Consider the following 13,161-nt stretch of genomic DNA (forward strand, 5'->3'; position numbering starts at 1 on the left):
GGCGGATCGGCCGCCCATCGCAACCATCACTCGGAGGACCAACGACCATGCAGCCGCTCACCATCGCCGGACGCCCAGCCGCGCTCGCCGCCCTCGCCCTCGTCGCCGGGGCCGCGCACGGGCAGGCCACGCTGACCTACGCCGAGCACCGCGCCCAGGTGGTCATGGAGGTGAACTCGACGAACAACAACGGGCTACAGACGGACTTCTCCGGCAACGACGTGCTGCTCTACGAGGATCGATGGCTCTTTCACAACGGGTTCGAGGGGAACGCGTGGGCGAAGGACGGCGCGGCTTACGGCCCATCCAGCCCGGGCATCTTCGGCACGTTCAATCAGGTCGATCTCACGGCCTGCACGTCGGCCGCCGTGTACGCCTCGAACATCGGCCCCAACACGTGGGAGAACGCGGATGCGCTCGCGCGTTCGACCATCCACTTCACGGTCTCGACGCCGATGATCTGGGAGTGGGACCTGGGCTGGGGCGGGGTGTCGGACGCCAACGGGTCGTTCAGCCAGGTCTGGGCGGAGCAGTCGCTGTTCGACGTGTCGGGCGGAACGTACCTTGTCAACGAGTTCCGGCACTCGATCATGGGCGTGGGAAACTGGAGCGAGACGATCCCGTTCAGCGGGATCCTCAACCCGGGGTCGTACATCCTGCACTGGGAGTCGTTCTCGGAGCAGGCGGGAGGGAACACGACGTTCGGCCACTTCCCGTGGTCGCACGGCACCGGCAATGCCTGCATCGAGAGCCAGTTCCGGGTTCGACCGATCCCCGCGCCGGGTGTCATCGCGCCGTTCGCGTGGGTTGCCCTCATCGCGTCACGTCGCCGCCGGGCTTAGATGCCGCGACCGCGGGCGGCCTGGGCCAGGCGCAGTTTGAGACGGGCACGGGCCTTGTCGGCGCGGAGGCGCTGCAACTGGGCCTCGCGGTCGGGGGCGTCGGCGGGGACGGTCCGCGCTTCGGCCTCGGCGAGTTCGGCCTGGGCCTCGGCCTCGGTGAGCGTCTCGGTCGGGATCGCCCGGTCGGCGAGGACCGTGAGCGTGTCGCCCGCCATCTGCACGAACCCTCCGTCGACGAGGTAGGACCGGCTTCCGCCCGCGGCGGACCCGGACTGCGGGAAGGTGAGCGAGAGTTCGCCCAGGCCGAGCCGCGCCATGAGCGGGGCGCGCCGCGGCAGGACGCCGAACAGGCCGTCCCAGGCAGGGACGGAGGCGTAGGTCACGGCCTCGTCGACGAGTTTCTGCGTCGGCGTCACGAGGCGGCAGGTGAAGGTGTTGGACACGCGCATCTCCGTTCGGTCTGGGTCTCCCGGCGGGGTCTCGACGCCGGGTCGCCATGATAGACCCCGCCCGCGTCCGCCGGTCGATACCCTCCACCTGTCATGCGACCCCGACAATGGGCAACGCTCGCGGTGCTCGCGGCGCTCGCGCTCGCGGCGCTCGCTTTCCGCCTCGGCGCCGGATCGACCGGGCTGGCCTGGCCGGATTCCGAGGCCGTCTGGTCGCTGCGGCTGGACCGGGCGGCGTGCGGCGTGGTGGTGGGGGCGTCGCTCGCCGTCGCGGGCGTGCTGCTCCAGTCGCTGCTGCGCAACCCGCTCGCCTCGCCCGATCTGCTCGGGCTTGCGTCCGGGGCGGGCCTCGGCGCGATGGTCGCCGTCTACGCGGGGTTCCTCGCCGGGCACGGCGTCGCGCACCAGAGTCTGGCCCAGGCGCCGGCCGCGCTGGCGGGTGCGCTGCTCGCGCTCGCGGTGGTCTATGCGCTCGGCCAGCGGCGCGGCGTCATCCAACCGGTCTCGCTGATCCTCGTCGGCGTGATCGTCGGCGTGATGTGCGCGGGCGGCACGATGTTCGTCCAGTACCTGCTGCCGGACCGCGGCCAGGCGACGGGCCGGTGGCTCGTCGGGGCGATCAGCGACGACGTGAGCCGCGCGTCGGTGATCGCCACCGGCGCGGTCGCGCTCGCCGCGGTCGCGCTCGGCGCGTGGGGGGGGCCGGCGATGGACGCCGCGAGCGCGAGCGACGACGAGGCCCGCACGATGGGCGTGCCGCTGGGTGCGCTGCGGCTCGCGCTCTTCACCGCGTCGGGCGTGCTGGCGGCGGCGTCGGTGTACCTCGCGGGGCCGATCGGCTTTGTCGGGCTGGTCTGCCCGCACGTGGTGCGTCTTGCGGCCGGGCCGGGCCATCGAACCCTCGTCATCGGTTCCGCGCTCGCGGGGGCGGCGATGATCGTCGCGGGCGACGCCGCGATCGCGCTCATCGACCTCGGGGGCGGGCGCATGCCGCTGGGCGTGCTGACCGCCATCATCGGCGGCCCCGCGCTGATCGTGCTGCTCCGCGGGCAGCGAGGCGCGGCGTGAGCGCGCTCAGCAGCCCGCGGTCCAGTTGTTCAGGAAGAAGAGGAAGTCGAGCGTGTCCACCTTGCCGTCGAGGTTGAGGTCGGCCTCGGGGTGGCCGCCGGCGAAGAAGTTCAGGAAGACGAGGAAGTCGAGGGTGTCGTACGTGCCGTCGCCGTTCATGTCGGCGATGCCGTGCGTCTCGAACGCCGAGGGGTAGGGCGTCGAGTCTCGATCCCCGGAGCCGTTGAACGCGGTGACGCCCCAGTAGTACGTGGTGCAGGGCTGGAGCTGGCCCGGCTGCAACTGGTACGTTGTCTCGGCCAATCCGGCCGCGCTCACGATAAGGTTCGTCATGGCGGGATCGGTGGCGACCCGAACGGTGTACGTTTCAGCGTTCGACGAGGTGTTCCAGCTCAGGATCGCAAGCCGCGAGATGCCGGTCGCGCCGTTGCCTGGGAACTGGAGCAGGAACGGACCGGGCGGCGGAACCGGCTCGGTGGTGAATGAGCGTGAGAAGGGCGTCGAGCCGGTGTCGCCCGCGGAGTTGTGGGCCGTCACGCCCCAGTGGTACTGGGTCGAATGGTCGAGCACGCCCGCCGGGAGAAGATAACTCGTGCCGCCGATGCCGGACGCTGAGAAGATCACGTCGCCGAGACCGGCATCCTCCGCGATGGTGAGCGAGTAACTCGTCGCGCCGAATGAATCGGACCAGGAGAACGTCGGCCGGAGCGGCTCGTCGTTCGCGCCGTCCTCCGGCGAGAGAAGCACGAACGCGCGGGGTTCATCCTGGGCGGCGAGGGGAAGGATGAAATCGACGATGACAGGCCTGTGGTCCGAGGCCGCGCCGCTGGCGAGGACGGGGTTGGGATAGTTGAGGAGTTCGGGAGGGTGCTTGCCGCTCGGGATCGGGGACGAGTTGAAGATCACCATCCGCGCGGGCGTGGCCACGCTGTCCCACCACGCGATGTAGTCGAGTTTGCTGGTGGAGAAGGTGCTCCTGTTCCCGCTGAAGAACTCGGCCGCGTCGTCGTAGGTCGCGTCGGTGGTGTCGCGGTCGGTGCCGTCGGACCCTCCGGCGGAGCAGCCCTGCACCATGCGTGCGGCGGGGCCTCGGTACGCGCCGTTCTTAGTTTCGTCCTCGTTCCAATCGCCGCCCCAGATGACGGGAGTGTTCGAGGAAAGCACGCTGGTTGCGGGCGGGCTGTCGGAGATCTTGTTGTTCGGGTCCGGGGTGCCCGTGCCCGCGCCGGCGTACCAGTAGTAGATGTAATACGCGGCCTTGTCCGCCGCGACGGCTCGGTCCTCGACGTCGTTCTGGGTGCTGCCGGACTTGAGGTGGCTGTTGCCGATGACAAGGTCGCCCGCGTAGACGCCGTCGGGGAGGTCGATCTCGGCGTGCTGGAACCCGCGGATGCCGCCGGTGCCTGCGTTCGAGCACCCGTCCGCCTGCTTGAAGGCGATGTCGGCATAGAGGGACTTGCCGTCGCCGTTCAGGTCCGCGAAGGGGAACCGGCTGAGGATGACGTTGCGGTTGAAACCGTCGGTGATGGAGCTGACGAAGACGTGGGGCAGGTCGAAGTCCGGGGCGTACTTCTGGACGTAGGACGTGACCTGCCCGCCGACGAACGGGTCCGCGCCGCCGTACATGAACAGACCGAGGGTGGTGGTGAGCGCGGCGACGGAGTCAACGCCCGAGCCGGTGCCGTTGCCGCTGTTGTCGCCCGTTTCCTGGAGGATGAGCACGTCGGGCCGGAGCGAGGCGACGATGCACACGAGCGCGTGCCAGTTGCCGTGCTGCTCCTTCTTGCGATCGGAAGTGGAGCAGATGCCGTCGCGGACGTTCCAGGTCATCACGCGCACGTGGGTCGGGTCGGACTTACGCCACTGGCCGTTGTTCGGATCCCACTGCCCGAGGGCGCACGGAGAGAACAGGGCCAGACCCAGCACGAACGCCATCCGTCTGCGCATCACGACGCTCCGTCCCCCGCGCGAGCCTCGACACGGGCGATCATACGGTGTGTTGAGCAAAGACGAACCCCCGCCTTTCGACGGGGGCTTGCGTCGGTCGTTCGGGCCGCGCCGGATCACGGGCAGCCGGCGACGTAGGCGTTGAGGAAGGCGATGAAGTCGAGGGAGTTGACGACGGTGTCGCCGTTGAAGTCCGCCCTGGGATCCTGGACGACGTAGAGGTTGAGGAAGCAGATGAAGTCGAGGGAGTTGACGACGGTGTCGCCGTTGCAGTCCACGGGGCAGGCATCGGCGACTTCCGCGCCCGCGCCGATGAAGAAGGCGACGCGGTAGTTCTCGTCGTTGGTGTTGTCGAAGTTCCCGTCGCCGTTGCTGTCGTAGGTGACGCGGGCGTTGACGATCAGGCCGCCGAGGGCGCGCGGGTCGGTCGTGCCGTCGAGGTCGGCGGGCGAGATCGCGCCCCAGCAGTCCTCCATGACGTTGCTGGAGTAGATGGTGGAGGAATCGATGGAGTTGCTGTCGGCGATCGAAAGGAAGGTGATCATGTAGGGCGTCGCGGAGTTCGCGCCGACGAAGATGTCCCCGGTCGTCATCAGGAGTTCAAGCTCGTACTTGAAGGAGGCGGGATCGTAAACGGCCCGGACGAGACAGACATCGAAGTCGGAGCCGGACGAGCCGTAGATTTCGGCCGCGGCGATGAAGTAGATGTTGCCGGCGCAGTCGAAGGAGGGCGACGAGATCGAGGGACCGAGCGGCGAACCGCCGGTGACCTCGTACAGCCCGGCGAGGCGGCCGACAGCGTTGCCGCCCGGGCCGTCCTTGATCACCTTGCCCTTGGCCGCGATGGCGTCGAAGTACGCGGCGAGCGTCCACTGGGTCTGACCGGTCGAGGGGTTGAACCTGGCGACGATGATGGCGTTGGTCGGCGTGTCGGGCATGCCGCCGGTGACGTTGTCGTAGGCCTGCGCGGCGGCGAGCCTGTTGCCCTGGGCGTCCACGGTGAGGGCGACCTGGCCCGTGCCGCCGCGGAAGGGCACTTGGCTCTGGGTGTTGCCCCACAGCCAGTCGCCCGCCGAGGTGATGGTGAAACCGTCGTCGTTGTCGGTGACGGAAGCGCCTCCGGTGCGCGAAGCGGGGTTCAGCAGCACGACGCCCGGGAGGAGCGGGTTGCCGTTGGCATCCACGTTGTGGATGGAGAGGGACTCGGTGCGGCTGGCCGCGCTCTGCACCAGGAATCCGGCGGTTCCCGCGGACCCCGGGATATTGAACCACGAACGCGTGGAATAGCCGACCGTGCCCCGGTGGTCGGGAGCGCCCTGGAGGTGCGAGGACGTGAACGAGAGGATGCCCGCGGCGGACTCGTACACATACTGCTGGACGAAGTTGGCGCCGATGAGCAGAGGCCGACCGGCGACGCTCTGCGGGATGACGCCCGGCGTGCTGTAGGTGTCGGCGGAGTTCACGAGCAGGTGGGCGGTCGTGCCTGCGTCGGAACCGCCGTTGCTGTCGATGACGTTCAGGACGCCGCACGTGCGTGCGAGCGAGGAGACCCGGAAGAGGTTGTTGCCGGTGAGACGAGTCGCACCGGAGGTGCCGACGCCGTCGCCGCGGAAGGCGACGTTGCCGTGGGCGTCGATGGCGCCGAGGCCGAACTGCGACAGGTTCGCGCCATCGAACGTCCCGTTCGAGGCGGCGTGGACGGCCTTGACGTACAGCCGAGCCGGATCGTCGCCCTTGTAGTTCACCACGGCCGAGGAGATGCCGTTGTAGGTGCTGCCGAACTCGGCGAAGGCGGCGGCGAACTGGAAGCTCTCGCCGGTCGGGCTGGTGCTGCCCGGTGCATCGTTGTTGACGCCGTGCACCCCCTGGCCCGGCTGCGTCCAGACCGCGTACGAACCGGCGGGGAAGCCGGTCACCGTGCGCAGGTCGCGGCTGATCGCCTGCGAACTGAGCAGGTTGTTGAAGAAGTTGGCCTGGGCCTTGTGCGACTTGAGGAGCGGGCCTGCCTTGAACTTCGTGCCCCACGAGCCGCTGAGGTCCACGAGATCGACGACGAAGTTGTTGCAGGTTTCGGCGGTTTCCCATGCGCCCGGCGCGTCGCCGGGAAGAGCCTTGTGCTTGGAGATGCTGTCCTGAGCGCACGCCGCGCCCGCGATCCCGCAGGCCGCAACGACGGTGGCGATCCGTTTCGCCGTGGTCATGACTTCTGGCTCCTTCGTTCGTGTGTGCCGTTCTGGTCCGTCCGCGTGCGCCGACGCTCGGCGCGGCAGCGGGCATTTGTGCGAGCGGGGTCGGCGGGTCTCTCGATCTCCCCCAACGACCCGGTACGAAGACTGCATCAGGCCGATCGGGAGAGGCAGCGTGCCCCCGCCCGAGGCCAGGCGGTCAAGTGCCGCGCATGGTAGCGAACGCACCAAAACGGACAAATTTTGCGCGGCCGGAATCCCGCCAAGATTCGGTCAAACCTGGCTTGCCCAAGTTCCCAAGGCTTTGCTCGGCAAGCCGATGCGCGAGGCCAAGGCACCGGCGAGACGGGCATTCGACTCGACCAGCCCAAGGTTTGCCCGGAGTGTTGCTCCGTCGGAGACCACGTGGAGTGCTTCGAGCATGAGAGGCGTCAGGGAGCGGCCGCCCGCGCCAGCCGCCCGTTTCTGCGCCGCGGCCATCCAGCGTGTCCAGTCGGACCGGGCGATCTCCAGTTCGGTCGGCACGGGGTTGCAGACGAGCACGGCGCACGCGCGTCGGGGCAACTCCGCGACCAGGAACGCGGCGAGATCGTCCTCCGAGTCGAATCGCCCGTCCACGCTCGTGCCGCCGTCGCGCATGTAGAACGCGGGGAAGCGGTCCGTTCCGTACCCGACGACGGGCACGCCGAGCGTTTCGAGCACTTCGCGCGTGGCGGGCACGTCGAGGATGGACTTGACACCGCTCGCCACGACGGCGACAGGATGGCGTGCGAGCGCGTGCAGGTCAGACGATACGTCGGGCAGCATGTGGTACCCGTGGTGCACACCGCCGATGCCGCCGGTGGCGAAGACTCGCACACCCGCGGCCGCCGCCAGTTCGAGCGTCGTGCTCACGGTGGTTGCGCCGTGCGTTCCGCGGTGCAGGGCGAGGCCGAGGTTGCCCGTGTTCAGTTTCGGCACGTCGTCGGCGGCGAGGAGTTCGGACAACTCGGCATCGGTGAGGCCGACAGTCGGCACGCCCGCATAGACACCGACGAACGCCGGCTCCGCACCCTGCTCGCGGACGATCTCGGCGAGCCGTTCGGCGAGGTCCAGCCCCTCGCCGCGCGGCACCCCGTGCGCCAGCAGCGTGGTTTCGAGTGCCACGCTCCTCGGCCCCGCACGATTCAACAGGTGTGGCGGCATGTGTGAGTGGGGATGCGCGTCGGGGTGAGTGGGGGGTGAGTGAGTACCGGGCGGAATCCCTTGAGTCTAACCGCTCCGGACTGCCGCGCAAAGCCCCTTCCCGCCAGTATCATGGCGACCGGGCGGCTGCGTCAGGGGAGACCCGGCGGCCGACCCCGGAGTTCCCGATGGCCACCGTCATCATCGCGGCCGGGGCGTTTGTTCTCTATCTCGTGGCGTACCACACCTACGGCCGCTACCTCGCCCGACGCATCTTCCGGGTCGAGCCGGAGCGGACCGCCCCTTCGGTCGAGCTCAACGACGGCATCGACTATGTTCCCAGCCACCGCGACATCGTTTTCGGCCACCACTTCACCAGCATCGCCGGCACCGGCCCGATCGTCGGCCCGGCGATCGCAGTGGTCTGGGGGTGGGTGCCCGCGCTGGTCTGGGTGCTCGTGGGGTCGATCGTCATGGGAGCCGTCCACGACTTCGGCTCGCTGATCGTCTCCATGCGCAACCGCGGGCGAACGATCGCGGACCTCGCGGGCACGGTCGTGAACGCCCGCGTGCGGCTGCTCTTCCTTCTGGTTGTGGTGGTCGGGCTGTGGATCGTGCTGGCGGTCTTCGGCCTGGTCATCGCGACGGTCTTCAAGTTATATCCATCGAGCGTCATCCCGGTCTGGACGCAGATCCCCATCGCCGTCGGTCTGGGGCTGTGGGTGCGTCGCGGCGGCAACCTCATCCTCGGCACGCTCATCGCCGTCGGACTCATGTACGGCACGATCGCGTGGTCGGCCTCCATCCCGTGGGCGACGCCGGACAACGCCGAGGGCGTCGCGATGCTCCCGGCCGCGCTTACGGCCGTCATCTCGCCGGTCGCGTTCTGGACGCTCCTGCTTCTTGTTTATATCTTCGTCGCCAGCGTGCTGCCCGTGCAGACGCTCCTCCAGCCGCGCGACTTCATCAACGCCTGGCAACTCCTGATCGCGATGGGGCTGCTCGGCGTCGGCCTCGCGGCGTCGCGCCCCGAGATCGTCGCGGACGCGGTGAACTTCACGCCCGCCCCGGCCGCCGAGGGCGCGAAGGTGCCGGGCTTCCTGCCGTTCCTGTTCGTAACGATCGCGTGCGGGGCGATCAGCGGCTTCCACTGCCTCGTGGCATCCGGGTGCGCGAGTCGGCAGCTGCGCAGCGAGGCCGACGCCCAGTACGTCGGCTACGGCGCGATGCTGACCGAGGGGTTCCTGGCCGTGCTGGTGATCCTCGCGTGCGTGGCGGGGATCGGGCTGGGGACGGCGGGCGGGCTGACGGGGCGCGAGGCGTGGCTGCACCACTACGCCGTCTGGGGGGGGGACAAGGGGCTGGGGGCGAACCTCGCCCCCTTCGTCGTCGGCTCGGCGAACATGATCGAGACGATCGGCGTCAGCCACGCCCTGGCGGTGGCGATCATGGGCGTCTTTGTCGCCTCCTTCGCCGCCACGACGCTCGACTCGGCGTGCAGGCTCCAGCGGTACGTGCTCATGGAGCTCTTCGGGGGGGGGAAGGAAACCGGCGCGGCCTCGGTGCGCGTGCCCCTGCTCGCCAACCGCTGGGGGGCGACGACGCTGGCCGTCGTCTCGGCGGGCGTGCTCGCCCTGAGCGATGTGCCCGCGCGCGGCTGGGAGGGAGCGGGCATGGGGGGCCTCGTCCTCTGGCCCGTCTTCGGGGCGACGAACCAGTTGCTCGGCGGACTGGCGCTGCTGGTGGTAACAGTCTGGCTGGTGGGCCGGCGGCGGCCGGCGTGGGTGACGGCCGTGCCGATGGTCTTCATGCTGGCCATGACGGGCTGGGCGATCGCGGAACTGATCGTCGGCTTCTACGCCGCGGGCACCGCCAAGGCGCACCTGCTCGTGGTCAGCGTGCTGATGCTGGGGCTGGAGGTATGGATCGTGGCGGAGGCGGTGGGGGTGGTGGGGAGGGGGAGGGCGAGAGCGATGGTGGGAGAGAGAATGTAGTGCAGTTCAACCGGCCGTGCTGGCTAGGTCGAAGCCACGAAGTCTGGCATCCAGCATGGAACGGAGATGAAGTCAAGTCCAGGTTAGCAGGACTTCCCCGAGCCTGTGCAGCCGCTAGTTGATCGACGTACACTCGAAACGATGCCGACTGCGCCACCGCTGAGTTCCGAAGTCCGAGCGCTCGCGGCGAGCATGGAAGCCTTCGAGGCCTCCGAGAGCATCGCCAACACAGGCACGGGGGCGCGACGGGAAGGCGAGGATTTCGAGCGACTCATCGCCCGGCTGTGGCTCTCGATCCGAGGTCTTGCGGAGGCCGGCGGGGCCACGGTTTCGGTCGTCGCGGGGGCCCGCTCGCGCCGGTACGCCAAGTTGACCGTCGGCACAAGGTCCGTGTTCGTTCCCACCTCGGCGTCGGACGGCGTGACGAATCCGAATGCCGAGCAATCGCGATGGCTTGAGGTGGTCTTTGGCGTCACTGACCTGATCGCAGCATTTCCGACCGAGGTCGAAGCTGTGCGCAAGTACGCGCCGGAAGCCGGTCCCTACGCAGGTCCGCGGTATCCGACCATCTATAACGGGCTGACCACGAAGTTTGATGACACGGTCGTCCTTGTGGACGGTGGCGTACTGCGCGAGAAGATCCTGCTGGAGTACAAGACGGCCAAGTCAAGCGCCGGGAGGCAGATCGACGGGAACGCACACGAGCGGCTCTCCTTCCAGATCATGCAGTACCTGGAGGTCGCGACCCATTACACCAAGTGCAGCCTCATGGTCATGGCGAATGGTGCGTTCATCCGCTACCGGAACAAGTACCACGTCAACTTTCACGTCCAGGCGGATCGTCTGAAGAACTTCGCGTGGTTCTCGATGGAGCACGCCTGCACGACGACGGAGTACACCAGGTTCCTCACGGGCCTTCTGTCGTGGCTGTTTGAAGGCACGCCGCGCGAGCAAGGGAGCGTTCGTTGATCAAGTACATCGGTTCCAAGCGCACATTGATCCCGGTGATTATCGAGGCCGTCCGCCGAGCGGCGAACGCTCATTCGGTCATTGACCTGTTCTCGGGGACGTCCCGGGTCGGGCACGCGCTCAAGGCCGCCGGCTACCGGGTTCTGTCGAACGACCACAACTCCTACGCCGCCGCGCTCGCCCGCTGTTATGTGCAGGCCGATGCGGAAGACGTTCTCGATGACGCCAAGAAGCTCGTCCGCGAGTTCAACGCAATGAAGGGCGAACCGGGCTACTTCACCGAGACATTCTGCGTGAAGTCGCGTTTCTTCCAGCCCAAGAACGGAGAACGCATCGATGCCATCCGCGAGGCCATCGCGGCGAAGGGGCTAGAACCGGAGCTCGAAGCGGTGCTGCTCGTGTCGCTCATGGAGGCTGCGGATCGGGTGGACTCTACGACGGGCCTTCAGATGGCGTACCTGAAGGACTGGGCGCCACGTGCCTACAACGATCTGGTGTTGCGTGTCCCCGAGGTGTTGCCCCGCGCCAGGCACGGCAAGGGGCAGGCCACGTGCCTCGACGCGATCGAAGCGGCGAAACTCCTCGAAGCCGACGTGGCCTACATCGACCCGCCGTACAACCAGCACTCGTACCTGGGCAACTACCACGTCTGGGAGTCGTTGGTCCGCTGGGACAAGCCCGAGGTGTACGGCGTCGCGTGCAAGCGTGTGGACGTTCGGGGGCGTCAGAGTGTCTTCAACTCACGACCGCAGTTTGCGGGCGTGATGCGGCGGCTTCTCGCCGCCGTGCGAGCCCCGGTGCTGGTTGTCTCGTTCAACAACGAAGGGTACCTGTCCCGCGAGGCGATGGAATCCATGCTCGCGGCGATGTGGAACGGCGAGGGCAAGGTCACGACCATCGAGAACGATTTCAAGCGTTACGTTGGCGCACAGATCGGCATCTACAACCCGCAGGGGGAGAAGGTCGGCAAGATCAGTCACCTGAAGAACAAGGAGTACGTGTACGTGGTCTCGCGCGAATGCTTGGCCGACCGCCTGGCGCCAATGCAGGCCGCACCGGCTGAGCAGATGGGGTTGTTCGCCTGAGTCGCTGCTTACTGACGGCACGCCACCCTGTCGCCTCGGCGATCAGTTTGCGGGTGCAGTCATCCATGACCACAGATGGCGCGGTGTGTTTCTCGACCCTGCCCCCGAGGGGCAGGGGAATATCCCGCGATCGCGTGGTGTTCCCGGGCTGCAGACGGTTCCCTGCTCCGCCGCTCCTTCGGGGCGGGGAGAAGATGAGGGGAACCCGGTCCCACGGGTTGCGCGTCGGCGGGCTGCGCCGCGCCGCCGCTCCACCCGTGGCTACAGCCCGCCGCCCCTTCGGGGCGGGGGGAGATAGTGGGCAGTGGACAATGGACAGTGGACATCAGAGGGGGAACCCGCTCCCTCACGGTCGCGGCTCGTTGAGGCACCGTCGAGGCTCGTTGGGGCGTTGTTCAGGTCGTCGGGCGTCGGGGCCGGGGGTGTGCCGGTCATGGCGGAATGGGTGGGAGTCCGGGATTTTTCTTGGGCGGGTCGGGACGGGGGTGGTAGCATGGCGGGCGACTGAGTCGGTCCTGTAGGGGTCGGCCGGAGAGAGAAGTTCCTCACACTTCGAAGGAGAGACACGCATGAGAGGGTTTATCGCGTTGGGCGCGGCGGCATCGGTCTGCATGGCCGCTTCCGCGCAGGTGGCGTACGTGAGCGGGACCGGCGGCGAGCCGTGGGGCATGCCCGGGAACGTGAACGCGTTGAACGACGTGTTCGGCGGCGGCGGGTGGACGCGGCTGGACTTCCCGACCGCGGTCGGGAACGGCATCTTCACGAACTACGACTGCATCATCATGGACGGCGGCAACGGCGCGGACGCTGAGTTCAACGCCTTCGTCAACGCCAACCGCGCGGCGATGGAGGCCTTCGTCGCGGGCGGGGGCAAGATGCTCATCAACGCGGCCCGCTGGGGATCGGCCCCGATGGTGCTCGACGTCGGCTTCGGCGTGTTCCTTGACAACAACTTCCCGCACGACTTCGGCAACGCCGTGGACACGAGCCACCCGATCTACCAGGGTCCGTTCGGCGTGACGGGCGGGTTCTTCGACGGCGACTACTTGGCGCACGACATCGTGTACGGGAGCGGGCTGACGGACCTGATGTTCGGCTCGAGCGGGCCGGACGTGATCCTGGCCGAGAAGTCGTACGGCGCCGGCCACGTCGTGTTCGGCGGGCTGACGCTGCCGTTCTTCGGCGAGCACCCCCTGTGGACCGACAACACGGACGAGTTCCACCGCAACCTGTACTACTACGTGTGTAACGTTCCTTCGCCGAGCGGCCTGGCCGTCCTCGCGCTGGGCCTTCCCATGCTGCGTCGGCGTCGCTGAGCGGCGGCGGGTGTGACCCGCGTGACACGCATCACGGCGGCGGTTCGCGTTCTGCGGGCCGCCGCTTTTCTTTCCGGATCGGGCGGGGCGCGCAGGGGGGGCCGATCCCCCGCGCGGGCGCGGCCCGACGAACGCCCGGTG

At 68.2% G+C, this 13,161-nt stretch carries 10 protein-coding genes; 6 read left to right on the forward strand and 4 right to left on the reverse strand.

Annotation, left to right across the window (positions count from 1 at the left end; translation table 11 throughout):
- The first annotated feature begins 47 nt into the window (after positions 1–47).
- Entirely contained in the window at positions 48–842 is a 795-nt protein-coding gene (locus tag FBT69_11355; protein MDL1905388.1) for a hypothetical protein, read from the forward strand.
- Here the strand turns inward: FBT69_11355 and FBT69_11360 are convergent.
- Complete coding sequence (locus FBT69_11360; GenBank protein MDL1905389.1) at positions 839–1,291, reverse strand: F0F1 ATP synthase subunit epsilon; 453 nt, start codon at positions 1,289–1,291, stop codon at positions 839–841. The genes FBT69_11355 and FBT69_11360 overlap by 4 nt on opposite strands.
- A gap of 93 nt (positions 1,292–1,384) precedes the next feature.
- Between FBT69_11360 and FBT69_11365 the strand changes: the two genes are divergently transcribed.
- Positions 1,385–2,359, forward strand: coding sequence for an iron ABC transporter permease (locus FBT69_11365; GenBank protein MDL1905390.1), 975 nt, complete (start codon positions 1,385–1,387; stop codon positions 2,357–2,359).
- Positions 2,360–2,365: 6 nt separating this feature from the next.
- Here FBT69_11365 and FBT69_11370 read toward each other — a convergent pair whose 3' ends face one another.
- The 3 genes from FBT69_11370 to FBT69_11380 all read right to left on the reverse strand — a co-directional run bounded on the left by FBT69_11370 (position 2,366) and on the right by FBT69_11380 (position 7,677).
- Complete coding sequence (locus FBT69_11370) at positions 2,366–4,306, reverse strand: hypothetical protein (GenBank protein ID MDL1905391.1); 1,941 nt, start codon at positions 4,304–4,306, stop codon at positions 2,366–2,368.
- 116 nt (positions 4,307–4,422) lie between these two features.
- Positions 4,423–6,507 carry a hypothetical protein gene (locus FBT69_11375; protein ID MDL1905392.1) on the reverse strand — a complete coding sequence of 695 codons (2,085 nt, stop codon included), beginning with the start codon at positions 6,505–6,507 and terminating at the stop codon, positions 4,423–4,425.
- A 258-nt stretch (positions 6,508–6,765) separates the two neighbouring features.
- Positions 6,766–7,677 carry a pseudouridine-5'-phosphate glycosidase gene (locus FBT69_11380; protein ID MDL1905393.1) on the reverse strand — a complete coding sequence of 304 codons (912 nt, stop codon included), beginning with the start codon at positions 7,675–7,677 and terminating at the stop codon, positions 6,766–6,768.
- 167 nt (positions 7,678–7,844) lie between these two features.
- Here FBT69_11380 and FBT69_11385 point away from each other — a divergent pair, with 167 nt between their 5' ends.
- The 4 genes from FBT69_11385 (at position 7,845) to FBT69_11400 (ending at position 13,020) form a co-directional block, all read left to right on the forward strand.
- Positions 7,845–9,650: a carbon starvation protein A gene (locus tag FBT69_11385; GenBank protein ID MDL1905394.1), complete on the forward strand. Its 1,806-nt coding sequence runs from the start codon at positions 7,845–7,847 to the stop codon at positions 9,648–9,650.
- 141 nt (positions 9,651–9,791) lie between these two features.
- Positions 9,792–10,619, forward strand: coding sequence for a hypothetical protein (locus FBT69_11390; GenBank protein ID MDL1905395.1), 828 nt, complete (start codon positions 9,792–9,794; stop codon positions 10,617–10,619).
- Entirely contained in the window at positions 10,616–11,704 is a 1,089-nt protein-coding gene (locus tag FBT69_11395; protein MDL1905396.1) for a DNA methyltransferase, read from the forward strand. Before FBT69_11390 ends, FBT69_11395 begins: the two co-directional genes overlap by 4 nt.
- Positions 11,705–12,273: 569 nt before the next feature.
- Positions 12,274–13,020: a hypothetical protein gene (locus FBT69_11400; protein MDL1905397.1), complete on the forward strand. Its 747-nt coding sequence runs from the start codon at positions 12,274–12,276 to the stop codon at positions 13,018–13,020.
- Positions 13,021–13,161 lie beyond the last annotated feature (141 nt).

Origin of the sequence: Synechococcales cyanobacterium CNB (genome assembly GCA_030263455.1) — a bacterium.
GTDB lineage: Bacteria > Planctomycetota > Phycisphaerae > Phycisphaerales > UBA1924 > CAADGN01.

What these genes read in the sequence shown, in the direction of transcription:
- FBT69_11370 (MDL1905391.1), bottom strand. Translation starts at nt 4,306, where the DNA reads ATGCGCAGACGGATGGCGTTCGTGCTGGGTCTGGCCCTGTTCTCTCCG.
- FBT69_11380 (MDL1905393.1), bottom strand. Translation starts at nt 7,677, where the DNA reads ATGCCGCCACACCTGTTGAATCGTGCGGGGCCGAGGAGCGTGGCACTC.
- FBT69_11390 (MDL1905395.1), top strand. Translation starts at nt 9,792, where the DNA reads ATGCCGACTGCGCCACCGCTGAGTTCCGAAGTCCGAGCGCTCGCGGCG.
- FBT69_11385 (MDL1905394.1), top strand. Translation starts at nt 7,845, where the DNA reads ATGGCCACCGTCATCATCGCGGCCGGGGCGTTTGTTCTCTATCTCGTG.
- FBT69_11365 (MDL1905390.1), top strand. Translation starts at nt 1,385, where the DNA reads ATGCGACCCCGACAATGGGCAACGCTCGCGGTGCTCGCGGCGCTCGCG.
- FBT69_11360 (MDL1905389.1), bottom strand. Translation starts at nt 1,291, where the DNA reads ATGCGCGTGTCCAACACCTTCACCTGCCGCCTCGTGACGCCGACGCAG.
- FBT69_11375 (MDL1905392.1), bottom strand. Translation starts at nt 6,507, where the DNA reads ATGACCACGGCGAAACGGATCGCCACCGTCGTTGCGGCCTGCGGGATC.
- FBT69_11355 (MDL1905388.1), top strand. Translation starts at nt 48, where the DNA reads ATGCAGCCGCTCACCATCGCCGGACGCCCAGCCGCGCTCGCCGCCCTC.
- FBT69_11400 (MDL1905397.1), top strand. Translation starts at nt 12,274, where the DNA reads ATGAGAGGGTTTATCGCGTTGGGCGCGGCGGCATCGGTCTGCATGGCC.